The organism is Candidatus Rickettsiella isopodorum (genome assembly GCF_001881495.1).
Classification (GTDB): Bacteria; Pseudomonadota; Gammaproteobacteria; order Diplorickettsiales; family Diplorickettsiaceae; genus Aquirickettsiella; species Aquirickettsiella isopodorum.
The window spans coordinates 485,287-510,715 of record NZ_LUKY01000033.1; the positions used below are offsets into that span (position 1 = coordinate 485,287).

Sequence of the window (25,429 nt, forward strand, 5' to 3'; positions counted from 1 at the left end):
AAAAAATAATTTATAGTTTAGGATCCATATTGACAATCCAATCTTCAATTTGGTCTTTTGCAGTATGATGTGTTAAATCGAGTTGTAAAGGGGTAATACTGACCTGTTGTTGACTCAGCGCATAAAAATCTGTGCCTTTTCCAGCATCATTCTCCTTGCCAGAACTACCTATCCAGTAAATAGTATGCCCTCTTGGATCTTTACTAGGCATCATTCTATCGGCATTATGGCGTGTCCCTAAGCGTGTCACTTCATAGCCTTTTAAATCATCAAATGCAACATCAGGAATATTTACGTTTAAAATAGTTTTTGCTGGAATTGGCTTTTCATATAAAAGAGTTACTAACCTTTTCGCAACTTCTGCTGCTGTGGAGTAATACATCGGCTCATTTCCTGCTATTGAAAAAGCAATTGCTGGTATCCCTAGGAAGCGTCCTTCCATCGCGGCTGCCACAGTTCCCGAATAGAAAACATCTTCACCTAAATTAGAGCCTGCATTAATACCTGATACAACCATATCGGGCAGCTTATCTTCACCTAGTAGACCGGTTAAGGCGAGATGCACACAATCTGTTGGTGTTCCTTGGACACTAATAACTCCATCATCAAAATATCTTAGTCTTAAAGGGTGCTGCAAAGTAAGCGAATTACTGGCACCACTGCGATCCCTATCTGGAGCGACTATGGTAACTTCTGCGATTTGGGCTAAAGCTTTAGCTAAAATCGCTAGGCCTGGCGCATGTACACCATCATCATTGCTGATTAAAATCTTCATTTTTAAGATACTCTAGAAACTAAAAGCGCACTTTCAGAAAATTTAGTAAGTAGTGGTAATACGATTAAAAGCACTCCAAAAACCAACAAAGTTATAGGTCGACTCAAAGGAACCTGGGAGGGGTTATTTCGATAATTTTTATATTGTATAAGGGAACCGAACAGTAAAGCTATCCCAATAGCCAAACTCATATTATAAAGCGCACTGGTTAATAGAGACATAGGCAATAATAATTTATCTGATAAATCGCCTAACGAACCTGGAATTAAGGCGAAAGCATTGATTGAGGATAAAAGTAGAATAGCTAAAATAATTTTTTTCATTGCTAAATTTTTTTAATCGATCAGAATATAATGTCAGTAGATGAAGATACGAACTTTTTGAATTCATTGCAAGGGATATATATCCATAGCTAAATTCTAGAAAAGCAACTAGAAAAACCTGTATTCATCCCATCTCAGGCTTTTTTTCTAAAAATCGTTGATCTAAAAAAACTAGCATTAAAAATCTAGAGAATAGGGCTTATTTTTCAGTTATTACAATCCGCATTTTTACTGTTTTTTTTATCTATTCTCCCTCTTCCAGTTTGACTTATCTTAACGAACCAGATCATTTTTTCTGACAATGAATGAATGCAGATGATAAAGCGGCCATTTTGACTACTAGAACCATCTGGATGCCACTGTAGGTAATTATCTGATCGAAATCCATGCCACTCTAAAGATTCCCCACGAGACAAAGCCGAATAAACACGTAATAATGTAGCATTTTCAAGCGATAAGGTTGAATTACTTACTAATACTATCCATCCATCGTTCCAACTCCCTGAACAGGCCTTCCCATCTTTACTCTTACATATTGTTACCGTGTGCTGACGTCTAATCGCCTCACTTCGAGCATAATCAAGAGTAGAACTGATACGTTCAGTTAAAATAAATAAACGAAGCTCAACAATTAAATGTTTAAAGACGGGGAATGCTAGTGTCAATAAAATACTACTTATTACAATGGTGAATAATAATTCGACTAAGCTAAAACCCAATTCGAATGAATTATTTTTATATGTTCTAATTATCCATTTTGTTCGATAACTTCTAGATCTAATTGTTTTTTTACGCATAACATATCCTGCCAAGCTTTACGCTTTTCACGCGGAGAACGTAGTAAATAGGCGGGATGATAAGTAACTAATAAAGGAATTTTGTTTACGCCAAAATGAAACAAATTTCCACGTAAACTCGCCATAGTCGCATCAGTTGATAATAGATAATGTGCAGCAATTCGACCCACCGCTAAAATCAACTTTGGATTAACTAAGCTAATTTGTCTCAATAAATAAGGAGTGCAGGCCTTAACTTCTAGCAAGGAAGGATCACGATTATTAGGTGGTCGTGATTTTAAAATATTGGCAATATAATAATCTTCGCGTTTAAAACCAATCGCAGACAGCATATTTGTCAATAATTGTCCGCCTCGACCTACAAAAGGCTCCCCTTGTTTATCTTCATTCGCACCGGGCGCTTCGCCAATTATCAATAAATCAGCATTCCTATTTCCCACACCAAATACGGGATTTGTACGTGTTTTATAAAGATCACACGCTTTGCAGTTGTTGACTGTCCATCTTAATTCTTGCCAATTTAATGTCGAAATTTTTTGCTCACGAGTCATAATCAATTTTCTAGGCATATCCTCGTCCTTAACTATTTCTTTGGGCAGCTTATTAGTATCCTCACGCAAGATCCAAAGAGGAATATCCATTTTTTTTAAATAATTTAGACGTTTTACTTTATCTATCATCTTTCTTTAAGTTTTACATAAATAAATAATTAAATTTTTATCCGGTAATTGTGCAAGACAATATTTTGTTCCTATTCTTTTTTCAGGCAAATAAAATTGGCTAGGTTTACAAATTCCTCTGATGTAACTCCATTCTTCACAATAACTTTTATCACTAAATACACACACACCTGTTACACCTGATGATTCATTCAGCATTTCCAAGCGGCCTCCGTGATGAGAACAATAAACAGAGGCTGGGTTAGGAATCGAAAAAGCTGCGATACTTACTAATAAGAAGGGAAATACAATTAACCATTTTTTCATAACCAATCCTAATTCATGAAAGCAATCACTATTTTAACAGAAATTAAGCGACTAAATCTGATGTTTAACCTTTAATCTATTCAACAACCTACCTAGATCCAGTATACTTTCTAAACTATGACACACCAGCAATTTATCGTACGACCTTTACAGCAAGGCGACTATAATACAATCGCCCAAGCAATGCGGGTTTTTACTGATAAGCGTAATCCTGAAACTCCCGATGAAATTTGGCTCATTGAACACAATCCTGTTTATACCTTAGGGCAAGCAGGAAAATGGGAACACATCCTTAATCCTGGAAATATTCCTATAGAAAAAACAGATCGGGGCGGGCAAGTAACCTACCACGGTCCTGGTCAGCTGGTTATATACCCACTTTTAAACCTTCGTCGTCTTAATCTTGGTGTACGTGAATTAGTCACACTTTTAGAAAATACCCTAATTAACTTACTTGCAACTTACGACATTAGTGCCAAAGCAAAAAAAGAGGCTCCGGGCGTTTATGTCAACTCAGCCAAAATCGCTTCTATCGGCCTACGCATTCGACGGGGTTATTGTTATCATGGGATAGCTTTCAATGTGTCCATGAATCTTAACCCTTTTACAGGAATTAACCCTTGCGGTGTGAGTCAACTCTCTATTACTCAACTTTCTGATTTAGGAGGACCTAATGATCTTAATAGAGTAGCCAATGACTTTATTAAACAATTTCAACAAGAATTAGAGATTTATAAAAACTCCATTTCTATGAAATTAGCTTTTTAAGCGATAGTAGCAAGTGATTTATTTTAGTTAAAAAATCACATCCCTTAGCATAAAAAAACTGCTTATATCATTTAACTGTATGCTAAAATTACTTCATTTATTACAACATTTTAAAGATTATGGAAATAAAAATACCCGATCCTAGGCAAAAACAACGCGGGGCAGAAAAAATGGCTCGCATTCCAATAAAAATTGAACCTACTGCACCTTTACGTAAGCCAGATTGGATCCGTATTAAATTGCCAACAACAACTGCTGTAGACCAACTTAAAACGATGCTACGGGAGAATCGTCTTCATACTGTTTGCGAAGAAGCTTCGTGTCCCAATTTGAGTGAATGCTTTAGTCATGGCACGGCTACGTTTATGATTATGGGAGACAAATGCACTCGACGCTGTACATTTTGTGACGTTGGTCATGGCCGACCGGATCCATTGGATCCAGACGAACCTGAAAATCTTGCTAAGACAGTTAGACAAATGGGTCTGCGCTATGTGGTTATTACCTCAGTCGATCGAGATGATCTACGTGATGGCGGAGCAGCTCACTTTACTGCGTGTTTGCAGGCATTACGCAAGAGTTGTCCAGCACTTACCATAGAAGTTCTTGTACCTGATTTTCGGGGTCGTATGGAGGTTGCTTTAAATGCGATTGCGCCCGAATTACCCGATGTGTTTAACCACAATATCGAAACGGTACCTCGTTTGTATAAGCAAGCACGCCCTGGCTCAGATTATAAATGGTCACTCCAATTATTATTGGAATTCAAAAATCGTTTCCCAGGAATACCTACCAAATCGGGACTTATGCTAGGGCTGGGGGAGACGTTAGAAGAGGTTAAAGAAGTCATGCAGGATCTACGTCAACATCGGGTTGATATGATTACCATCGGTCAATATCTTGCTCCTAGTCGCCATCATTTTCCCGTTGCACGCTATGTGACTCCCGAAGAATTCAAAGATCTCGGTCTTTTAGCCAAAGAAATGGGATTTATTCGCGTAGCCAGTGGACCGCTAGTCCGCTCTTCATATCATGCGGATAAACAAGCGGCTGGAGAGAATGTAGCCTAATGACGCTTCCCGATCTCAAGCCTTTTTTTGATTGGTTACAAATTCATCCTCATTTAGCCGGTTTAATTACCTATTTTATTTCCTTTCTTGAATGTCTGGTCATGATAGGTTTCTTAGTACCTGGTACTGTTTTCATGACAGCTATCGGTACCTTAATTGGAATAGGAATTTTATCTTTTACACCTATTGTTTTATGGGCCATCGCAGGAGCTATCACCGGTGATGTACTCAGTTTTTGGATAGGTAGACATTACCATCAACATACTAAAGATTTCTGGTTATTCCGTCGCTATCCACAACTTTTACGCAAAGGAGAAGCTTTTTTTGACAAACATGGCGGAAAGAGTATTTTCTTTGGCCGTTTTATTGGACCTATTCGAGCTATTTTACCTTTTATAGCTGGCATGGTAAGAATGCCATGGCGCCAATTTTTAACTGCTGACATCATTTCGGCTATTGCATGGGCACCGATTTATATGTTGCCGGGTATACTTTTAGGCCAAGCTTCCCAGCAATTACCTCCCGAAGTAGCAACTAAATTAATTATCTTTGTTGTATTACTTTTACTGTTTATTTGGTTAGTCTACGCTTTCATAAAATCATGTTATGCCTGGTTTAGTCGTTTATTGGATAAACAAGTCGCTTATCTATGGCATTTCACACGCAATCATCCAAAACTTAAAACCATCACTTCTCTTTTAACAGATAACCGACATCCGCAATCACACGCTCAATTAGCGCTCGCTTTAATCTGCATTCTTTGTACGCTTGGTTTTCTAGCAGTAGCGTTTAGTGTTGCACAACATGGCATTGCAACCTACCTAAATGAACCCATTTATCACTTAATGCGTAGCTTACGCCAGCAAAATGTCGATATGTTTTTTGTTGCTATGGCCGAGCTGAGCCCAAAAATACTCGCTGTATTTTGGATGATTATGTTAGGATTTTTTTTAATAAAAAGAAATTTCTGGTTAAGTCTGCATTGGGGTTTAGCAGGATTATTAAGCTATGGTTTCGCTGATCTATTTAAACATCTTCTGCATATACCTCGTCCCAATGGCTTAATTCAAACGCCACTCGGCGCCTCTTTCCCTAGCGGCCATACCGTAAGCGGTATTGCTATTCTAGGATTCTTCGCTGTATTAATTAGTATAGAGAAACCTAAACCGCAACGAATGCTGATTTATGGATTAACTAGTTTCATTATTCTTTTAGTTATGTTTTCGCGTATTTATTTAACTGCGCATTGGGTTAGCGATGTTTTTGGAGGGGCTTTACTTGGAATTAGTATCCTCGCTGGGCTGACACTTTCCTATCGTAGGAAGATAGAGCACACGACTATTTCATCCGGCAAGATTGCTAGTGTCGGTATAGTAATTTTATTGCTCTGTTGGGGCGCTAATCTAAGTGTTGGCTATAAAAAATTACTTTCAAATTCCCGACTTCTTTTCTCTGAACAAACTATTAATTTTTCGAGATGGTGGAATGAAGCGAAATTTCAACAACCCATTTACCGACTAGGTCATTTTGGCCAAAAAATTGAAGTATTAAACATTCAATGGGCTGGAAAACTCACGGACATCCAAAAACATTTAGAAAAACAAGCTTGGCGCACGCTTCCAAAAACTAAAATTTATACCATGCTTTACAAATTAAGTTTACATAGCAATGATACCAACATTCCTTTGCTTGTTTCCTCGAATGCAGGTCAAGCACCAGCATTAACCATGACAAAATATTTTCCAGCTACACATAACTTGTTAGTTTTAAACCTCTGGGATTCACATAAAATGCTCAGCAATGGGGATCCACTTTGGTTAGGTTTAGTTCATTATCATAAAACATGGCATTTACAGTTTCAGCCGTTAAAAAAGCAAGTAATCATGCAACCGCTTATACCGGCTGATCAGTTATTGTTACAAGATCTCAAAACCTATACCGTAAAGAATCTAAATTATCGTGCCTCTCGCACGAATGTCCTTTTTATTAAATAATTTAAATTAAAGAAAGAATTTTATAGGCTAGTTTTGCGACTAAAAAATCACAACTATGTAATTGAGGAATAGGAGCAAGTTCATTAATATCAGCACCAACAATAGTTCCAACCTGACTCGCTGCTGTAATAATTTCTATAGCGTCTTCCCAGAATAAACCACCCGGTTCGGGTGTCCCTGTTGCCGGCATAACACTTGAATCAAATCCATCGACATCAAATGTCAAATAAATAGGACGGTCTTTTAAATGAGACACGATTGTATTGACATCCCATCTTTTTTTGTCTTTGCCCCAATAAATATGTATTCTGTCGCGGTTTTCTTCAATAAAGGGAATTTCTTCTCTTGAAACATTACGAATCCCAACTGAAACTACTTTCAATTTGGCATGATCTAAACAACGTCTTATGGCTGAAGCATGGGAATAATGTTGACCCTGATATCCATTTCGTAAATCAGCGTGGGCATCAAAATGGAGTAAAATTAAATCATCGTATTTTTTTAGATAAGGACGAATCGCACCTATCGTAATAGAATGTTCACCACCAAAAACAAATGGAAATTTTTGATCATATAAGACTTTTTCGACGATATTTTCTAATTGTTGTAAAGCGTTAGAAATTTCAAAGTCAATTTTTGGCTCATTTAATGTAACAATTCCAATTTGGCGGAAAGGCTCACACCACAAATGTTCATCAAATAGTTCAACTTCGTGTGATGCACGAATAATAGCTTCGGGTCCTTTAGCAGTACCTCCACCATACGTAACCGAATTTTCTAGACCAAACGGAATAATGACTGCTTTAGCATCTTCATAGGCAACAGCATCTTCTTTATCCAAGCCTAAAAAAGCCTTTTTTGGCTCCATACAGTGCATATTAAAAACCTTTTTTTATTAATTAAATAATTTAGCAAAGTCTCGCCGACTACGTAGTTTCCAATAACCACGATGATAAGCGTCACTGGCTAAAAGTGGTAATACCGAGCTTGCTTCAGCAAAAACCATTTGTTCGTAAGCTCTATCTACCTTACCCCATGAACAGGCTTCCTTTAATGTTGAGCTAGAACAAGCACCATCTCGCACATCTGCAACGGTGATTTGAATAGCATACTTATGCATATCGACAGATTTCCCAAGGATCTCAGCACACACTACGGTATCTTGGACAAAATTTTTCGGCACACCACCGCCAATCATCAACAAACCAGTAGTACCCGCCTTGATTTTGATGTCAGTGAGTTCACGAAAATCACGAATCGAATCAATTGTTAAATGTTTATTTGGGTTGTTTACCTGATGAAGTACCAAACCAAATCCTGCAGAAGAGTCCGTAAAAGCCGGACAAAAAATGGGAACATCATACTCGTAAGCTAATTGGACTAAAGAATCTTGTTTTTTGGCATGTCCGTTTGCTAAATACGCACCCATGGCATGGATAAATTCTCGGGAACTATAGGCTTGTGGTTTAAGATTATTAGCAATTTCTAAAATAATATGATCACACCGTTGAAGTTGTTCTTCATCAATATAGGTATCATAAATACGATCAATCTGTAAATCACGTAATTTTCCATCATCAAAAGATGAACTACCTTGATAATGCCGAAAACCTAACGCTTCAAAAAAGTCCATATCAACGATGCTTGCTCCCGTTGCCACTATAGCATCCACCATATTGTATTTTATTAAATCTGCATATAGCTTCATGCAACCACCTGCTGAGGTAGAACCTGCAATTGTTAAAATTATGCTACAACGTTTATCCTGAAGCATAGTGTTAAAAATCTGCGTAGCACGTGCCAAATCACGTGAAGTAAAGGACATAGCAGTCATTGAGTCAATAATAGGCCGAGCATCAAAAAGTGTAATATCAATATGCTCAACAAATTTATTCAATAATTTTTCTTTTAATGAACTTTTACAGACTTGTGTATCCATCGGTTTTCCTTATAAATAAGTTTATTGTTTAGCTGTCAATTCTCGCGTTTTCTGTAAATTAATTGCAGAAAACATGCTCATTATAGGTTTATCTGAAACTACAATGACCCCTTCTTCTTGCTTAAAACCATTAAATCCTGTTGAAAGAGCTCTACCATAAGCTCCCACTTGTCCAATTTCAATGTAATTTCCTTCTTTTACATCACTAGGTAAATAAAAAGGCCCCTCCATATAATCCAAAGAATCACACGTAGGGCCATAAAAACTAAATGGAACCAGATCTTTATTTTTTCTATGCGCTGTATGTATTAAACGTACTGGAAAAATAAAATGTGGAATACCCGCATCAAAAAGACTACCGTAAGTGCCATCATTAATATATAAACGATTCTTTTTTCGTGATTCTACGCGCACAATAACAGATGTGCTTTCTGCCACTAAGCACCGACCCGGTTCACAAAGTAATTCAATCTGAGGAAACAAGTTAGCAATTACTTCAAATTCTTTATGAATAACATTGAAATAAATATCTAACGCGGGTGGTGTCATGCCGGGATAAATAGATGGAAATCCTCCACCCACGTCAAAATATTCAATTTGAGTGTTTGATTGATTAATCAAGTTATTAGCTAATCGTATAGCAATCCGATAGGCGTCTGGGTGCATGCATTGTGAACCCACATGAAAAGTAATACCCAACTTATAGGCTACTTTTCGTATTTTTTTTAAAAGTTGCGGAGCTTCATCCAAATTAATACCAAATTTGGCCGATAAATTAAATTCAGCAAATGTATTTGGAATGGCCAACCTCAAATGCAAACACAAATCTTTGGCATTCTCAGTATGTTGAATAATTTTCTTTAGTTCGTCCAAACTATCTAAAGCAAAATGTTTTACTCCATAATTAAAATAAGCTTCTCGGATTGCAAAAGAAGATTTTACCGGATGCATAAAATAAAGCTCAGCATCAGGAACAAGATTTTTAATCATACGAATTTCTTCATAGGAAGCGACATCAAAAGCCTTAATACCTTGCAGCTGCAAAAGATTTATGACTTGTTTTTCGGGGTTAGTTTTAACGGCATATAAAATGCGTCCTTGAAATCGAGTACGAAAATAATTAATCGCACACTTCATAACGTTGGGTCGAAAAACAAAAACTGGTTGAGAAGGCCTGTTATCCACAACAGACGCAATAGTTTGTAGTTTCATATTCATATACCTCTATTCAATAATATATTTTTAAAAGCTCGTACGAGCTTTTAAAATCTTCCTAGAGGTATTATTGCCAGGGAGGCAAAAAGAAATTAATGCTTCAGAATTTTCAGCATTTAGAGTCACAAGGTAAAATTTCATAGTAAAAAACCAACCTTTCATAAGGTTATTTTCACGATACTATCGTTTAAGTAACGATCCCGATACCTTTTGCAACTTGGATAAAAGTTATTTGTTAATTTTAAAATCATTATAGCTTGGCTTTGTCCTGTTATATAATAGGGTTGCTGTGCTTTCATCTATTCGTTAACCATGTTTAGATTCAATTAACTCCATGCATTCAACTTGCATACACTAGAGTTGATCCAGGCAATTTATACTAATTCGTGCCTTATCTTCAAGACGCATTGTAGTTAAACATTTTCCCCATACGCAACCTGTATCTAAAGCATATACATTCGGTTCATGAGTTTGGCCCTGCAATGCTGCCCAGTGACCAAACAAAATATTTAAATTTTTGCTACGTCGATTAGGTAACTTAAACCAAGGAAAATAATTGTCCGATCTCGCATTAACTCCCTTAGCCATGAGCTCTAAATTTCCTTTGATATCACAAAACCTTAAACGGGTCAAACAATTTGTAATACATCTTAATCGCTCCCAACCCTTAAGATTATCGCTCCATCGGTGGGGTTCATTACCATACATATTTTTTAAAAAATCAATATAATGTTTACTTTTCAATATTGTTTCCACTTCTTGCGCACATGCCATTGCTTTATTTAGATCCCATTGGGGAGGGAAACCGGCATGTACTAAGGTATAGCCTAAATTAGCATCATGATGTAACAACGATCTATTCCTTAACCAAGTACACAATTCTTCTGTATCTGGTGCATTTAAAATAGCTTGTAAATTATTTTTCGGATCTAAACTCACGCCAGTATAGACGACAGATAAAAGATGTAAATCATGATTACCTAATACAATGTGAGCATTCTTTAATTTTTTTATAAAACGAAGAACTTCCAATGATTTAGGTCCTCTATTCACAAGATCACCTGTAAACCATAAAGTATCATGATGGGGATCAAAGTTAATTTTATCTAACAATCGGATCAAAGAATCAAAACAACCCTGAATATCTCCAATCGCATAGGTTGCCATAGTAAAAACTAACTAGTTAAATTGTGTGAAATAAAACTTTTTGTAGGACTTTTGGCAGAATCTAAATTAATAATTCTCTGTATTGAAATATTCGATGTAATAAGAGAAATCAAACGAATATCTCCTTGTAAAACTCGTTGGAATGAATTTTTTTGGTTTTCCTGGGTAGTAGATATCCCACCTACTGTCCGGTATCTTTTACTTAAATCATCCAATCCAGACAAACCGCCAAAAGCCCTATAACGTTGATCTAGCTCACTAATAGGAATTTGATAAAGTTTTGCAACATCAATAAACTGTTTCTCTATAACTTCTGGGTGTTTGTAATTTGGATTTATATTAGCAAATTCTTGAAAAAGAGCCGTAGATATAAATATTTTTCCATCAGATATGCTTATTTTAGCAGTTTTTTCATTAATTAAAATTTTTCCATCTGCTAATTCTTTACGCAACCATTGTAAAAATGCCTCTCCACTCGGATCAGTTGCAGCTATTTGTGCAATTAATCGCGAATTTTCTATAAGTTCAATTTCTGCACGCGGAACCATAGACATAAATGACGTCATAGGAATTCGATCTTCTTTACCAGATAATAAATAAAACCAGATTTCTAGTACTCTTAAATCACTTGCTATCCAATTAAAACCTTCTGTTTCTAAAGAAAGGTTGCTTACACTATCTAAAATCTGACGCGCCAACATAGGTGTTGTTGAATATTCTAAATTATCGTAATTTTCTTTTACATAATCGATTTTATAATAATGTCCTAAATCTAAGATCGAACCCGAAAAAGGATTCCATTTTTTAAGTGGATAGGATTTTTTATGATAAACCATTATAGAATATTTAACGGTAAGTTTACCAATATCTAAAAATAATGCCGCGGTAAATGTCGCATAAATCCATAAAGCATCACTATTACTAATATTAATGAAATCGCTTTCTTCTGGGAAAAAATATTTCAAACATAAAGAAAGTGTTCTTGCGCTTCGTTCCAGACCTCTTTCTAAAAAATTAATTTCCTGATTAAAAAATCCATACTGCATTAAAGGAATTGCCTGAACAAATTCAGCAAATTTCCTAATAATAGGTAAATATAAATAATTAAAACGGTTAGGTGGTTTAACGAGTAATTTTATAGTTTCAATTAATACCAAATTATTTTCTGTATTTAATAGGTCATCAGCTGTTTTAATAACATTCAGATCAGCTTGTGCTTTTTTAGGTTTATTGATTTTTTTAAAACCGGGCCGTAGGCCTTGGAACATTACCATTTTTCAATACCTTTAAAGTTGGCATATGCTTAATTAAATGACTAGAAATCAATAGAGTAAATCTATTAGTTAATTAAAAATTATTAAAATAGTTAATTTTAATCCTTAGTTAAAGAATAGTTATTCAGAAGTAGATTGAATAAATTTCTCATAAGCTGAGCTTAAACCTTATTTTATCCTATAAAAAAGATAAATTTCTATACAGTTTAGCATGGAACTGGCAAAATAATAGTACGATAACCCAGAGGTTTTTTATGTCATTACCATTAAAACGCAGTCAAACTAAACGTTATTATGAAATTAGCCCTCAAAATCTTCCTCTATCATGTCCTTTAAAAAATAGCTCCTTATGGGATTCGCATCCTAGAGTCTATTTGCCTATTGCCAAAACTGGTCATGTTACTTGCCCTTATTGCGGAACCGAATATTTTTTGAAAAATAAAATTAGCTAGCACTTTATGAATGATCCTAAAAAAATTCTTATTACCAGCCCTGCATGGATAGGCGATATAGTCATTGTGCAGTCTTTACTTAAATATATAAAGCATCAAAACTCAGAGACAATAATCGATGTGTTAGCTCCTGCTTGGAGCCGTGAACTATATTCTGTTATGCCTGAAATTAATGAAATATTCACGATGCCTTTAGGTCACTCTCAATTTCAATTAAAAAAACGCTGGCAACTTGGAAAAGGATTACGAAATAAAAAATACCAACAGGCAATTATTCTTCCAAATTCATGGAAATCTGCCATTATTCCTTTTGCGGCCCGTATCCCTATAAGAACAGGTTGGGTCGGCGAAATGCGTTTTGGCTTATTAAATGATTGGCGTATTTTAAATAAAAAAAAATACCCTATGATGGTCCAGCGTTTTCTAATGTTAGGGAATACTAAAAGTCTAGCAAATAAAACTTTGGATTGGCAAACTTTCCAACCTCATCTTGAAATTAACCCTAATTACGAGAGGGCAAAGCTTAAAAACTTATTCCAAATTGAAGAAAAAAAACCTTTACTTATACTATGCCCAGGTGCCGCTTATGGTCCTGCTAAATGTTGGCCTGCAGAATATTTTGCAGAAGTCGCAAATCATAAAAAATCAAAAGCTTGGCAAATTGTATTACTCGGCTCTAAATCTGATGAACCTATGGGACATAGAATACAAAAACTAACTAAAAATGCTTGTATTAATCTCATTGGTAAAACATCCTTAGTAGAAGCTTTAAATGTTTTATCTTTTGCTGCATTGGTTATTAGTAATGACTCTGGACTTATGCATTTAACCGCAGCATTAGGTCAGCCATTAATTGCAATCTATGGTTCAAGTAGTCCAGAATTTACGCCTCCTTTATCGTTAAAAGCTAAAATAATCTACTTAAAACTTAGCTGTAGCCCTTGCTTTGAAAGAGAATGCCCTTTGATTCATTTCAATTGTTTAAAACAACTAACACCAGAAATTGTTCTAAAAGCTATCGATGATTTAATAAATAATGAAAAATTATTTACCGATACAAAAACTTGAAAAAATTTTTCCTAACAAATCATTCGTTGTAAATTGGCCGGTAATCTCTCCTAAATAATTTTGTGCTATAGATAAATCTTCAGCAAGCAGTTCTGAAAATTGATTTTCTTTTAATTTTTTTAATCCATTCGTTAAAGCAATTTCAGTTTGAGTTAAAGCCTCTAAATGTCTACGTCTAGCACTAAAATTACCTTCAGGTGAAATGGTATAGCCTACACATTTTTTTAAGTGATTAAAAAGTAATGTTAAACCTTCACCTGTTTTTGCGGATAATTTAATAACATCAAAATCCATTTCTTTATCTATACTCGCTTTTTCTTGTTTAAGATCAATTTTATTTCTTATAATAATAATTCGTTTATCGTTAAAAAAATCTTTTAAAAAAGACTGTTGTTCTTTCCAAAATTTTGAATCTCCAGTCGAAATTGTCGCATGATCAACGACCCATAAAATTAAATCTGCTTTAACTATTTCGGCTAGCGTTCTTTTAATCCCTTCTTTTTCAATCTCATCTGCGGTAATTCTTAATCCGGCAGTATCAACGACGTTAAGTAACAACCCTTCAATTTGAATCTTTTCTCTAATCACATCGCGAGTAGTTCCAGCAAAAGAAGTCACAATTGAAGATTCTTGTGCACTTAATTTATTTAATAAGCTTGATTTTCCTGAATTTGGTGGGCCAACAATAGCCAAGCTTAACCCTTCTTTCAATAAAGTACCTTGTTTAGCTAAATTTCTTATTTTTTGAATATCTGCTAAAATAGAATGTAATTTATTTACAATTTCAGTATCTTTTAAAAAATCTATATTTTCATCAGCAAAGTCTATCGCTGCTTCTAACCATGTTCTTAAGTCTATTAAGATCTCTCTCATCTGGTTAATGTGCTGCGAAAAATCTCCCTGTAGTGAACGCATCGCTGCACGTGCTGCTTGTTCTGATTCTGCATCAATTAAATCAGAAATAGCTTCCGCTTGTACAAGATCAAGCTTTGAATTTAAAAATGCTCGTTCGGTGAATTCTCCTGGTCTTGCCAATCGAGCGCCTAGCTGCATTACCCGCTTCAATAGGCAATCTACAATGACAGGCCCCCCATGACCTTGCAGCTCGAGAACATCTTCACCTGTAAAAGAATTTGGCGCAGGAAAATATAAAACAAGGCCTTCGTCGATAGTACTTCCATCTTCCGATAAAAATGAAAGATATTCTGCATATCTTTTTTTAGGCACATGCCCCAGTAATTGAGTAGCAATACGCTGAATATTGGAACCTGAAACACGAATGACAGCTATTCCTCCTCTGCCATGAGGAGTAGCAAGAGCAACAATAGTTTCGCTGTCTTGAGTTAAAATTGCTTCAAAATTACTCACTCTCTTCTAATCACTGTTATCGTTTTTTTTTTGATAGCTCAATGCTTACTCGACGCATAATAAACCATTGCTGTAAAATTGAAAGTGTATTATTCACAACCCAATACAACACTAATCCCGAAGGAAAATTCAAAAATAAAGCGGTAAAGAAAATAGGTAGAAACTGCATCACTTTAGCTTGTGTTGGGTCTGGCGGTGGTGGATTGAGGCGTTGTTGAACAAACATAGTGATACCCATTAAAATAGGTAAAATATAGTAAGGATCTTTGGTCGATAAATCATGAATCCAGAGTATGAATGGCGCTTGTCGTAACTCGACACTTTCTAAAAGCATCCAATACAGTGCAATAAACACTGGAATCTGCACCAATATAGGCAAGCATCCCCCTAAAGGATTCACTTTCTCGGTCTTATAGAGCTCCATGGTAACTTGAGTTAGCTTTTGTTTATCATCACTGTAGCGCTCTCTTAAGGCCTGTAGACGCGGTTGTAAGTTACGCATACTAGCCATGGAACGGTAACTTTTAGCTGATAAATGATAAAAAGCCAATTTGATTAATATCGTTACGATAACTATCGACCATCCCCAGTTTCCAACATAGTGATGGATGTGTTTTAGTAACCAAAAAAGTGCCATGGAAATGAACCATAAAATTCCATAATCCACAGTCAAATCCAAATGGGGAGCAGCCGCTTTTAAACGATCCATAATTTCAGGGCCTAGATAAAGCTTACTCTGACTGATAAATTCCATACCTGGCTGAACCTGAAAGGGCATACCTAACATACCCAGCGTATAAATATCTCCTTTTGCATAGCTATAGAAGTGAAATTCCTGTCCAACCGGCGGTATCCAAGCACTTAAAAAATAATGTTGTAACATAGCCACCCAACCATTTTGAGTAGCTAATGAGATATTTCCTTGCCCAATTTTATCAAAACTAATCTTTTGATAAGGTTTATCTTGCGTAGAAATCGCCCCACCCGTATAAGAGCTAATATTAAATAAACTATGTGCTTGAGCAATTTTCTTTTGTTGAAATTGGATATAAAGTCGTCCTTCCCAAATAGAAGACGAATGATTCGATATTTGATAACTAACTGGGATTAAATAATCATTTCTTTTAAATGTAAACTGCTTTTGAACCTGTGCTTTTCCACAAGTATTACAGATTAAATTAACTTTAAGCTCTGATTGCCCTGGATCTAAACTATAGTTATTTTTAGAGCTATAATATTGAAAAATCTGTTTTTTACCGGATAGTACTAATCCGTTTTGAGCAACGTAATAATTAGCTGGATCAGCGCTTAATAATTGAAATGGAGAGGAACTTACTTGATTAGGATGTTGTTGGTACTGTAAAAGATTAGCTTTGACAATGTTTCCTCCTAAAGTATCTATCCAAACATCAAGTACATCGGTTTTCACATGGATAAAACGGTTTTGTTTTTCGTTTTTACTTGGAAGAGTTGTTTCAGCTAAAGGCACTGGTAGTTTTACTGTTTTATTATTATCAAGCAGCTCTTTTTTTATAAAATTTGCAGAACCTATTTCTTGACTATTAGGTGGGTATTCATTTTGCCATGCATTCCATAACATAAATGCTATTAAAAACAAAGCGCCTAATAAAAAAACACGGGCCAGTTCCATATAAATTAACTCATTTTAGTTGGTAGTTTAGAAACAGGAAGTGGTGGGACAGGATCATATCCACCTAAATGCCAAGGATGGCAACATAATAATCGTCGTACAGTCAGGTACAGTCCTTTACAAGCACCATAGCGTCTAATTGCTATTTGGGCATATTTAGAGCAGCTTGGATAAAAACGACAATAGTGCCCTATTAAGGGACTAATAAGGTAACCGTAAACCTGCAATAAAAAGATCAGGCTCTTTTGTAATAAACTGCTAACCTTGACCATTGTTTATCTAAATCACACAACAAAACTTGATTATTATATAAAGATCGACTTGTGACTACTATGATAATATCCACATTAGGCAACTTATGCCGATTAAGCCGAAAACTCTCACGTATGAGGCGCTTAAGCCGATTCCTAGAGATCGCACTTGGAACTATCCTCTTTGCCACAGCTAACCCCAACCTAGCATAACCTAAGTCATTGAGCTTAGTATAAACAATTAAGCTACCTTGTTTCTGTTTATCCCCTAATCGAAAGGTCCGTTGAAAGTCTTCTGCTCGTTGAAGTCGTAATGACTTAATGAAACCTTGGTTAATCTTTATCAAGTGAAGAAATAACCGAAAGAACTAAGCAGTTAAGCGCAAGCGGCCCTTTGCACGACGTCGCTTAAGGATTAAACGACCTTTTTTCGTAGCCATTCGGGCTCTAAATCCGTGTGTTCTCTTACGTTTAAGATTACTGGGTTGATATGTTCTTTTCATAATTATAACTACCCCTAAGGGTCTTTTGTCTTTTAAAGATGACGTATCTTAGGTGACCCTATTTAGATTGTCAATTCTTAGTCCGTTTGTCGCTCTAAATATTTATTGGATCCTTAAAACCTGTTTAAATGATTGGTTGCTTTTGTATAAATCAAATAAATTGATATTTATTAGTCTATTTAGATTAACACATGTTGTTTGAAATTCTGTTAAACCGATAAAAAATGAAAAGCTTCTTTTTTTAACTTATTACTTTTCACCCTATTATTATAATAAATTATTTTAAATAGATAGATGTGATAATAAAGCAAGGATATTTCTGTTATTAACTATATTTTTATTAGATTTTTCATAGAGTTAACTACAAAAATAACCAAGGATAAGTTGGGAATAAATGTGTGCTACTACGTGTAGTTTTAATGGCGAGGAAAATCTCATTTTTTTTCAATACTTATACACACAGGTTTGTTAGTTATTATTAACAGATATTTAAAATATAGAATTGGTGCAAAAAAATAGACGAGCGAAGCAATGTTGTAGAAGTTTAGAAATTGAATTGTTTATATAACTAGCAATTTTTGTTATTCAATAAGAAGCTTGTTTTTTATATAGATAGTAATTTTAGAAAAAACTCTACATTGGTATGTCTATAAAAATTTTATTAGAAACTACTTGTAAATACCCAATATCTTTTTTTTAATGAGCTTAGGCTAGATAAGCTATAAGAATTATGATATGAACTTAGGTCGGTTAAACCTTTTATTTTATAGGATAGAGGAATTATTGTGGCAACCGCTTTAGCAACGTTCGTTTGGCAAAAATGTTTAGATCGACTTCAAGATCATATATCACTCCAAGATTTTAATACTTGGATACGACCGTTGCAGGCAGAGCAAAAAGAAGACCAACTTGTCCTATGGGCACCCAATCAATTTGTATTACATTGTGTAAATGAGAGATTTTTGGTTCATATTAATCAGATTTTAACTCAATTAGATGAAGCACCTCCAGAAGTTATATTAAGAGTCGGTAGTCGCAATAATCAGACATCTCAAATATCTCCGATAGTAAGAAATAATCAAGATCTTAAAGGAAAATCTAAGGTTGTTAAGGTTTCAGCAACACATATCAATTCAAATTTTACATTTATTAATTTTGTCGAAGGTAAATCTAATCAATTAGCGCGTGCAGCTTCTGTACAGGTTGGAGAAAATCCTGGCGGTGCATACAATCCTTTATTACTGTATGGCGGGGTTGGATTAGGTAAAACTCATTTAATGCATGCAATTGGTAATGCTATTTTACTTAAAAATCCACATGCAAAAGTGTTATATCTGCATTCTGAACGTTTTGTTGCTGATATGATTAGAGCTTTGCAAACTAATACAATTAATGATTTTAAAACTTATTATCGTTCGCTAGATGCCTTATTAATTGATGATATTCAATTTTTTGCAGGAAAAGATCGTTCTCAAGAGGAATTTTTTCATACATTTAATACCTTATTAGAAAGTCAACAGCAAATCGTATTAACGTGTGATCGATACCCTAAAGAAATGTCAGGAGTAGAAGAGCGATTAAAGTCACGTTTAGGTTGGGGTTTAACTGTTGCTATTGAGCCTCCCGATCTTGAAACTCGAGTCGCTATTTTAATTAGTAAAGCTGAGCAAACTAAAATAAGTTTACCTCAGGAAGTTGCTTTTTTTATTGCTAAACGAATTCATTCCAATGTAAGAGAGCTTGAAGGTGTATTAAAAAGGGTAGTCGCTTATGCACAGTTTACAGGATTACAGATTACACTTGAGTTAGTGCGCGAAGCTATAAAAGACGTACTCGCTTTGCAAGATAAATTAGTCACAGTAGATAATATTATTAAAACAGTCGCTGAATATTATAAAATTAAAGTTTCTGATTTACTTTCTAAACGGCGTACTTCTTCTTTGGCGCGGGCGCGTCAGATTGCTATGGCACTTGCAAAAGAATTAACAAATCACAGTTTACCTGAACTTGGCCGTGCTTTTGGTGGGCGCGATCATACAACGGTATTGCATGCATTCCGAAAAATACAAGAATTAAAAAAAACGAATACCGGTGTTGCAGAAGATTTTATCAATTTATTGCGTACTTTATCGAGCTGAGGAAGAAAAAATGCAGTTTACAATTAATCGTGAAAACTTACTAAAACCTTTACAATTAGTAACAGCCGTGATTGAGCGTCGCCAAACTTTACCTATACTTTCCAATCTTTTAATACAATTGAATGATAAATATTTATCTTTATTGGGCACTGATATGGAAGTAGAGTTAGCGGGTCGTGTTGCTTTAGAAAAACCAGGCGAATCTGGGGCAACCACTGCACCTGCTAGAAAGCTAATGGATATTTGTCGAAGTTTACCTGAAGATAGCGAACTAAAATTTCAGCAAAAAGGAGATAAATTATATCTGCAATGTGGTCGTAGTCGATTTAATTTATCTACTTTACCTGCTTCAGATTTTCCAATGAGTGAAGTCTTAGATAACCACCCTGAACAAGTAGAGTTTATTTTATCACAGAAAGGTTTACGTTCTTTGATAGAGTCGACTAATTTTGCTATGGCTCAACAAGATGTACGTTATTTTTTAAATGGAATGTTATGGGAACTAGGTCAGGGAAGCTTACGAGCGGTAGCAACGGATGGCCATCGTTTAGCACTTAATGTAAAAGAAGCGAATATAACAGTAGATAGTAATCAAATTATAGTTCCTAGAAAAGCTATTCATGAGCTTTCACGTTTATTAAGTGATGAAGAAAACGATAACTTAACTATTTTCTTAACTAAAAATCAGCTAAGGGTACATATGCAGGATTATACATTTATTTCTAAGCTGATCGATGGTACCTTCCCCGACTATGATAGGGTTATTCCTCAAAGCGGCGATAAAATTCTAGAAATTGATCGAGATTTGTTCAAAGCTTCTTTGTCCCGAGTTGGCATTTTGTCTAATGATAAACATAAAAGTGTTTGTTTAGAGTTAAAAAATGATCTATTACGCATTTTTGCCAATAATCTTGAACAAGAGAATGCCGAAGATTATCTAGATGTGTCTTACCAAGGAAAGGATATAAGTATAGCCTTTAATATTAGCTACCTTATGGATGTATTAAACAGTTTGCCGCCTGGATTAGTTAAGATTACATTAACATCTGCAGAAGCAAGCGTAAGACTTGAGGCTAAAGAAAAAAATGCTAGTGTATACGTCATTATGCCTATGCGTCTGTAATATCTTATGCAATTGGTTCGTTTGAAAGCAAACTGTTTTCGAAATCTTGCTGAATTAGATCTTGAGTTCTCTCCCTGTTTTAATTTTATTTATGGGCCTAATGGTAGTGGTAAATCTAGTTTACTTGAAGCCATTTATTTTTTAAGTTTAGGTCGTTCTTTTCGGAGTAGTTTGGCGAGCCGGGCTATTCAATATGATGAAAAAAGTTTCAATTTGTTTTCAGTCATATTGGGATCATGTCCCACAACAGTGGGCTTAGAAAAAATACGCCAAGGAAAAACAAAAATTAAGATCGGTAATAATGCTAATCCTGTTAGTGAATTGGCTAAATTATTACCACTTCAATTTATTAACCCTAATAGCTATCACTTATTAAGTGGAGGCCCTCGGGCTCGTAGGCAGTTTATCGATTGGGGCGTGTTTCACGTGGAACCAAAATTTTTTCATGTTTGGCAACGTTTTCAGCAAATATTAAAGCAACGTAATGCAGCTTTGCAACAGCAAGTTCCAATGAATCAAATTAAGATATGGGACTTAGAATTAACAGAGACTGCTAACGAGATAACTTTATTGCGAGAAAAATATTTGCAACAATTAACACCTTTAATCACAGATTTAATAAAGAAACTAGTTACTTTACAAGGTTTAAGCCTTGATTTTTATCAGGGTTGGGATAAAAGATTAAATTTAGATTCAATTCTGACCAGTTCAGTTGCGCGAGATTACAAATTGGCATATACGCAATTTGGCCCACATAGAGCAGATTTGTTAATAAAGTTAAATGGAAATCCTGTCCATGAAGTATTATCGCGAGGAGAACAAAAACTATTAACATGTGCATTGCAATTGGCACAAGGCATATTATTAAAAAAAATAACAGAAAAATCATGTATTTATTTATTTGATGATTTATTTTCAGAGCTTGATCCCATCAAACAAAATATGCTTATGAAATTACTTAATAACTTAGAAGCACAAGTTTTTATTACGACAATAGAAAAAACTTTGATAAAAGAGTTGGAAACTAGTGTATTAGGGAAAATATTTCAGGTAGAGAAAGGTGAAATTAGGGAAAAAAATTAAATTTAAAGCTTTCTATTCAATATATGAGGAAATAATATGAATCCCTGGTTAATTTTAGTAGTAGCAGGTTTATTTGAAGTGGGTTTTACAACCTGTATGAAGTTATCAGAGGGATTTACACAAATAAAATACACATTAGGTTTTATATTTTTCTCAATTTTAAGTCTATTTCTTTTGAATAAAGCAATTCTTCAAATACCATTAGGGACTGCTTATGCAGTATGGACAGGAATAGGTGCTTTTGGTACAGCTGTGATAGGAATGTTGTTTTTTAAAGATCCTTTATCATTGCTGAGGGTGCTTTTTTTAACTTTATTAATAGGCTCGATACTCGGATTAAAACTAGTGTCAAGTAAGTAGTGATGTTCCACGTGAAACATCACTGATTTTTACATGATTCGAAAGCTAAAAACTTTTGAAATCAGCCTGAGTTTTAAAGAGTTTTAAAAGAGTTAGCGGCTTTTCATTGGAACTTTGGCTGTAGCATCATCTGCGCATATAAAGCTACTTAAGCTATAGTTTACCTAGGTTACGTAGTAAAAATTAAGAAAAAATACCTAATGCTTTTGATAAAAATAAGATAATTTTAACTAAGGTTTTTTTTGAATTAAAATCGTAATCAAAAACTCATTTGATTACGATTTTCTTGATTGGGTGTTACACTTTCTCTAGCATCGAATACAAAACAAGGTCCTTTAAAGTGGTTTTCGCCACATTTTTCAAAGTAATTTAATATACCACCTTCTAGCTGATAAACTTCTGTATAACCATTTTCTAAAAGATAGGCGGCTGCTTTTTCGCAACGAATTCCCCCGGTACAAAAAGTAACAATGGGTAACTGCTTAAATTTTTCCGGTAATTGTTTTACCGAATTAGGAAAATCTCTAAACCGTTTAAGGCCTAAATTTAAGGCATTTTTAAAACTACCGAGTTCAACTTCAAAAGTATTTCGTGTATCTAAAAGGACTAAATTGGGTCTATTTTCTAGCCAAATATTGAGCATTTCGGGAGTGATATAGGGAGCAGTATGTTTTGTGGGATTAATACTATCAATACCAAAAGATATGATTTCTTTTTTCAGCTTGACTAGCATTTTTTTAAAGGGTTGAAAATTAGAAAAGCTTTTTTTAAATTTTAAATTTTGAAAGTATGAATAAGTATTCAGAAAATTTTGAAAGGAGTTAATAGCATCACTCTCACCAGATATAAATAAATTAATTCCTTCAACGCTTAACAACACTGTTCCTTTCAGGCCTAATTCTGTTGCTTTTGATTTAAGTGAAATTTGTAATTTAGGCAAGATATTGTTGGGTAGTCGAACAAAACGATAAGTAGTTATATTGATAATAGATAACATAGTGTCATTTTAGATAGTTTTAATGGTTGCAAATTAAAATAGAATTTTCTGGTGCTGGAACCAGGATTCGAACCCGGGACCTACTGATTACAAATCAGTTGCTCTACCAACTGAGCTATTCCAGCCATGAATAGAAGAGCCAAATTGTAGTCAATTTAATATAAATTAGCAATTTTAATCGTCAGTTTTTAACTTTACTCCAATTTCTCCACTATTAAAATAATGGATTTTATTTTTAATTTGTACGCAAAGTTGACCTTGTGCATTTATTCCTTCTCCAATACCTACTATAATATTGGATTGATTTTGTATTGTGATTAATTTGCCCACTAAATTATCGAGACGTTGCCAATCCTGCATAAAATAATCTAAGCCTTTAGTTTCAAAATGAGTGAGCGCATGAAGTAAATTTTTTAAAATGAGCACAGCTAGTCGATTTCGCTGTGGTGGTAAATTTTTTAGCGAAAAAATACTTGTAATTGCTTGATCATCAATGGGAAATTGAGTCGGATTATAAAGATTTAAACCAATACCGATAACCGCTTTTTTTATTTTAGCATCAATAGATCGTGATTCAATTAAAATTCCAGCCAATTTTTTTCCTTCATGAATAATATCATTTGGCCATTTCAGTTGTATTTTCTTTAGCCCGTATTCTTCAAGCGCTTTCACAACGGCGATACCTACTACTAAGGTTAAGCCTACTAATTTATTAAGTGGATTTGTGAATTGCCATAGAAGAGATAAAGCTATATTTTTTCCAAAGTTTGAATACCAAATACGCTGAAATTGACCGCGGCCAGCGGTTTGTTGTTCTGAAAAAACGACATAATTTCCATTATATTCTATTTTATTGAGCAGATAATTATTTGTTGAATCCACAAAGGTTAGTACTTCTAGCTGTGAAAGTAGCTGATTAGCTTCACCTAATTCATTAATTATATAAGAAGCATCAAGCAATTCTAATCCACCTGCGATACGAAAAAATTTATCGTTAACTACTTCTAAATTTATTGAAGGATCTAATATTCGTTTTAATACTTCAGGAACTGTTTTGTAAGAAATGTTTAAAAACTTGCTGATTTCCTTGTCGGAATGAAACTTGCCGTCTGCCAATAAGCGTAAAGTAGATTTTAGTAACGACATTTGAAACTCTTTTATAATACATGATGTTTTTAATAGATTTTATCTAAAAATCCAATCAATTTATCACTTTTTTATTAATTATTAAATTAAGCAATGACCTGCTAACTTCTCCAAAATATGAAGTGGGGCTGCTTTTGGATTTGACATAGCCGTTGTTGGCAAATAAAAGGTTTGTTCTAGCAGATATTGTCCTGATATAGCAGCATGTGATACTTGATCAGTAGAGACTATCCAACTAGTGCCCGGAGGAAAACTGACTTCTTTATATTTTACTTGTTTTTGATAACTGGTGTCGAGTTTCATATTATCATGTATTTTTAGCATGATATGATCATAATGGGTGCGAACACTTTTTGTAATGCCTAACCAATGTAAAAATTTTGCACTGCCAGGGAGAGGTTTATTAATTTTTGGTAAAAAACGCTGGGCTACTTCTTCAAAGCTTTCACCTATACGCCAAATCCGATGTTCGCCATAGGGATTGATATTACAAAATAAGCGAACAATCCGATATCCTTGATTAGGATTTGCAGCAAAGGCATCTACATGTAATCGACGATCATCTTTACGCGCAGAAGTTTTACGATTTCTTATTTGCACTGGACGGTAACTCGTGCGCCCTATGGTAAGTGAATTCGTATACTGTGAAAATAATGAACTCATGAAATAGTTGGCTTGTTTAGAAAAACGAGCCAACATGGATTTTAAATCAACTTGGTGTTTTTGATCAGCCTTAATGCCTTTTAAACGATTATCTTTTAAGTTAAAGCTAATATTTTTTGTTTTCTTATCTATCAAGTAAGGAATAAATAACATCCGTTCAGAGGGATGTATATTAAATGAAAGTTGCGGACAAAAAATAATTTTCCCAGACTCAAGATCAGAAATGGCAGTTTCTTGTTCATGTTTTTTAAATTCCATATCCCAAGCAGCGGCTGTACAGATAGAGAAAATATCCATTCTTAATTAAATCCATTTAAA

At 34.7% G+C, this 25,429-nt stretch carries 27 protein-coding genes and 1 tRNA gene; 9 read left to right on the forward strand and 19 right to left on the reverse strand.

Features of this window, described 5'->3' with window-relative positions; genetic code table 11:
* Nucleotides 1–10: 10 nt before the first annotated feature.
* The 5 genes from surE to A1D18_RS06215 form a co-directional block, all read right to left on the reverse strand.
* Nucleotides 11–775 carry a 5'/3'-nucleotidase SurE gene (gene surE / locus A1D18_RS06195; RefSeq protein ID WP_071662908.1) on the reverse strand — a complete coding sequence of 255 codons (765 nt, stop codon included), beginning with the start codon at nucleotides 773–775 and terminating at the stop codon, nucleotides 11–13.
* Nucleotides 776–777: 2 nt separating this feature from the next.
* The gene (locus A1D18_RS06200; RefSeq protein WP_071662909.1) at nucleotides 778–1,098 is read right to left on the reverse strand and encodes a hypothetical protein; all 321 of its coding nucleotides are present in this window, start codon (nucleotides 1,096–1,098) and stop codon (nucleotides 778–780) included.
* Between the two features lie 206 nt (nucleotides 1,099–1,304).
* Nucleotides 1,305–1,895 (reverse strand): GspH/FimT family pseudopilin, encoded by a 591-nt coding sequence (locus A1D18_RS06205; protein WP_071662910.1) that lies wholly within the window; start codon nucleotides 1,893–1,895, stop codon nucleotides 1,305–1,307.
* A complete protein-coding gene (locus tag A1D18_RS06210) occupies nucleotides 1,847–2,575 on the reverse strand; it encodes a uracil-DNA glycosylase (protein WP_071662911.1) in 729 nt (242 codons plus the stop codon). The genes A1D18_RS06205 and A1D18_RS06210 overlap by 49 nt, the downstream gene beginning before the upstream one ends.
* A gap of 6 nt (nucleotides 2,576–2,581) precedes the next feature.
* Entirely contained in the window at nucleotides 2,582–2,881 is a 300-nt protein-coding gene (locus A1D18_RS06215; protein ID WP_071662912.1) for a putative hemolysin, read from the reverse strand.
* 117 nt (nucleotides 2,882–2,998) lie between these two features.
* Between A1D18_RS06215 and lipB the strand changes: the two genes are divergently transcribed.
* From lipB to A1D18_RS06230, 3 genes are all read left to right on the forward strand, one after another.
* The gene (gene lipB, locus A1D18_RS06220) at nucleotides 2,999–3,649 is read left to right on the forward strand and encodes a lipoyl(octanoyl) transferase LipB (RefSeq protein WP_071662913.1); all 651 of its coding nucleotides are present in this window, start codon (nucleotides 2,999–3,001) and stop codon (nucleotides 3,647–3,649) included.
* Nucleotides 3,650–3,768: 119 nt separating this feature from the next.
* Nucleotides 3,769–4,719: a lipoyl synthase gene (lipA, locus tag A1D18_RS06225; RefSeq protein WP_071662914.1), complete on the forward strand. Its 951-nt coding sequence runs from the start codon at nucleotides 3,769–3,771 to the stop codon at nucleotides 4,717–4,719.
* A complete protein-coding gene (locus A1D18_RS06230; protein WP_071662915.1) occupies nucleotides 4,719–6,713 on the forward strand; it encodes a bifunctional DedA family/phosphatase PAP2 family protein in 1,995 nt (664 codons plus the stop codon). The genes lipA and A1D18_RS06230 overlap by 1 nt, the downstream gene beginning before the upstream one ends.
* A 1-nt stretch (nucleotide 6,714) precedes the next feature.
* On the opposite strand, the gene speB is transcribed toward A1D18_RS06230, so the two are convergent.
* The 5 genes from speB to A1D18_RS06255 all read right to left on the reverse strand — a co-directional run bounded on the left by speB (nucleotide 6,715) and on the right by A1D18_RS06255 (nucleotide 12,308).
* A complete protein-coding gene (speB, locus tag A1D18_RS06235) occupies nucleotides 6,715–7,590 on the reverse strand; it encodes an agmatinase (RefSeq protein WP_071662916.1) in 876 nt (291 codons plus the stop codon).
* Nucleotides 7,591–7,608: 18 nt separating this feature from the next.
* The gene (locus tag A1D18_RS06240; protein ID WP_071662917.1) at nucleotides 7,609–8,652 is read right to left on the reverse strand and encodes a 1,9-bis(guanidino)-5-aza-nonane synthase; all 1,044 of its coding nucleotides are present in this window, start codon (nucleotides 8,650–8,652) and stop codon (nucleotides 7,609–7,611) included.
* A 21-nt stretch (nucleotides 8,653–8,673) separates the two neighbouring features.
* The gene (locus tag A1D18_RS06245) at nucleotides 8,674–9,864 is read right to left on the reverse strand and encodes a type III PLP-dependent enzyme (RefSeq protein ID WP_071662918.1); all 1,191 of its coding nucleotides are present in this window, start codon (nucleotides 9,862–9,864) and stop codon (nucleotides 8,674–8,676) included.
* 357 nt (nucleotides 9,865–10,221) lie between these two features.
* Nucleotides 10,222–11,034 (reverse strand): symmetrical bis(5'-nucleosyl)-tetraphosphatase, encoded by an 813-nt coding sequence (locus A1D18_RS06250; protein ID WP_071662919.1) that lies wholly within the window; start codon nucleotides 11,032–11,034, stop codon nucleotides 10,222–10,224.
* Nucleotides 11,035–11,042: 8 nt separating this feature from the next.
* Nucleotides 11,043–12,308 (reverse strand): TraI domain-containing protein, encoded by a 1,266-nt coding sequence (locus A1D18_RS06255; RefSeq protein ID WP_071662920.1) that lies wholly within the window; start codon nucleotides 12,306–12,308, stop codon nucleotides 11,043–11,045.
* Nucleotides 12,309–12,562: 254 nt separating this feature from the next.
* Between A1D18_RS06255 and A1D18_RS06260 the strand changes: the two genes are divergently transcribed.
* Together A1D18_RS06260 and waaF are read left to right on the forward strand one after the other, a co-directional pair.
* Nucleotides 12,563–12,760 (forward strand): zinc-finger domain-containing protein, encoded by a 198-nt coding sequence (locus A1D18_RS06260; RefSeq protein WP_071662921.1) that lies wholly within the window; start codon nucleotides 12,563–12,565, stop codon nucleotides 12,758–12,760.
* A 6-nt stretch (nucleotides 12,761–12,766) separates the two neighbouring features.
* On the forward strand, nucleotides 12,767–13,828 hold the full coding sequence (gene waaF, locus A1D18_RS06265) for a lipopolysaccharide heptosyltransferase II (RefSeq protein WP_071662922.1): 1,062 nt from the start codon (nucleotides 12,767–12,769) through the stop codon (nucleotides 13,826–13,828).
* Here the strand turns inward: waaF and mnmE are convergent.
* The 5 genes from mnmE to rpmH are packed head-to-tail and all read right to left on the reverse strand — an operon-like array spanning nucleotide 13,805 to nucleotide 17,601.
* Nucleotides 13,805–15,196 (reverse strand): tRNA uridine-5-carboxymethylaminomethyl(34) synthesis GTPase MnmE, encoded by a 1,392-nt coding sequence (gene mnmE / locus A1D18_RS06270; RefSeq protein WP_245756793.1) that lies wholly within the window; start codon nucleotides 15,194–15,196, stop codon nucleotides 13,805–13,807. The genes waaF and mnmE overlap by 24 nt on opposite strands.
* 16 nt (nucleotides 15,197–15,212) lie before the next feature.
* Nucleotides 15,213–16,847, reverse strand: coding sequence for a membrane protein insertase YidC (gene yidC, locus A1D18_RS06275; RefSeq protein WP_071662923.1), 1,635 nt, complete (start codon nucleotides 16,845–16,847; stop codon nucleotides 15,213–15,215).
* Between the two features lie 5 nt (nucleotides 16,848–16,852).
* On the reverse strand, nucleotides 16,853–17,119 hold the full coding sequence (gene yidD / locus A1D18_RS06280) for a membrane protein insertion efficiency factor YidD (protein ID WP_071662924.1): 267 nt from the start codon (nucleotides 17,117–17,119) through the stop codon (nucleotides 16,853–16,855).
* Nucleotides 17,083–17,445: a ribonuclease P protein component gene (gene rnpA, locus A1D18_RS06285; protein WP_071662925.1), complete on the reverse strand. Its 363-nt coding sequence runs from the start codon at nucleotides 17,443–17,445 to the stop codon at nucleotides 17,083–17,085. The genes yidD and rnpA overlap by 37 nt, the downstream gene beginning before the upstream one ends.
* Nucleotides 17,446–17,466: 21 nt before the next feature.
* Nucleotides 17,467–17,601: a 50S ribosomal protein L34 gene (gene rpmH, locus A1D18_RS06290; protein ID WP_071662926.1), complete on the reverse strand. Its 135-nt coding sequence runs from the start codon at nucleotides 17,599–17,601 to the stop codon at nucleotides 17,467–17,469.
* Between the two features lie 785 nt (nucleotides 17,602–18,386).
* On the opposite strand from rpmH, the gene dnaA reads away from it, so the two are divergent.
* Genes dnaA through A1D18_RS06310 form a run of 4 tightly spaced genes read left to right on the forward strand, consistent with a single transcriptional unit; the run spans nucleotide 18,387 to nucleotide 22,305 of the window.
* On the forward strand, nucleotides 18,387–19,739 hold the full coding sequence (gene dnaA / locus A1D18_RS06295) for a chromosomal replication initiator protein DnaA (protein ID WP_071662927.1): 1,353 nt from the start codon (nucleotides 18,387–18,389) through the stop codon (nucleotides 19,737–19,739).
* A gap of 10 nt (nucleotides 19,740–19,749) precedes the next feature.
* Nucleotides 19,750–20,862, forward strand: coding sequence for a DNA polymerase III subunit beta (dnaN, locus tag A1D18_RS06300; RefSeq protein ID WP_071662928.1), 1,113 nt, complete (start codon nucleotides 19,750–19,752; stop codon nucleotides 20,860–20,862).
* A 6-nt stretch (nucleotides 20,863–20,868) separates the two neighbouring features.
* Nucleotides 20,869–21,945, forward strand: a complete 1,077-nt coding sequence (gene recF / locus A1D18_RS06305; RefSeq protein WP_071662929.1) for a DNA replication/repair protein RecF — start codon at nucleotides 20,869–20,871, stop codon at nucleotides 21,943–21,945.
* Nucleotides 21,946–21,981: 36 nt separating this feature from the next.
* Entirely contained in the window at nucleotides 21,982–22,305 is a 324-nt protein-coding gene (locus tag A1D18_RS06310) for a DMT family transporter (RefSeq protein WP_071662930.1), read from the forward strand.
* A 259-nt stretch (nucleotides 22,306–22,564) separates the two neighbouring features.
* Here A1D18_RS06310 and trhO read toward each other — a convergent pair whose 3' ends face one another.
* From trhO to kdoO, 4 genes are all read right to left on the reverse strand, one after another.
* Nucleotides 22,565–23,302: an oxygen-dependent tRNA uridine(34) hydroxylase TrhO gene (gene trhO, locus A1D18_RS06315; RefSeq protein WP_071662931.1), complete on the reverse strand. Its 738-nt coding sequence runs from the start codon at nucleotides 23,300–23,302 to the stop codon at nucleotides 22,565–22,567.
* Nucleotides 23,303–23,351: 49 nt separating this feature from the next.
* Nucleotides 23,352–23,427, reverse strand: a tRNA-Thr gene (locus A1D18_RS06320).
* Nucleotides 23,428–23,476: 49 nt separating this feature from the next.
* Complete coding sequence (locus A1D18_RS06325) at nucleotides 23,477–24,448, reverse strand: biotin--[acetyl-CoA-carboxylase] ligase (protein WP_071662932.1); 972 nt, start codon at nucleotides 24,446–24,448, stop codon at nucleotides 23,477–23,479.
* A gap of 81 nt (nucleotides 24,449–24,529) precedes the next feature.
* Nucleotides 24,530–25,408 (reverse strand): Kdo hydroxylase KdoO, encoded by an 879-nt coding sequence (gene kdoO, locus A1D18_RS06330; RefSeq protein WP_071662933.1) that lies wholly within the window; start codon nucleotides 25,406–25,408, stop codon nucleotides 24,530–24,532.
* Nucleotides 25,409–25,429: the final 21 nt, after the last annotated feature.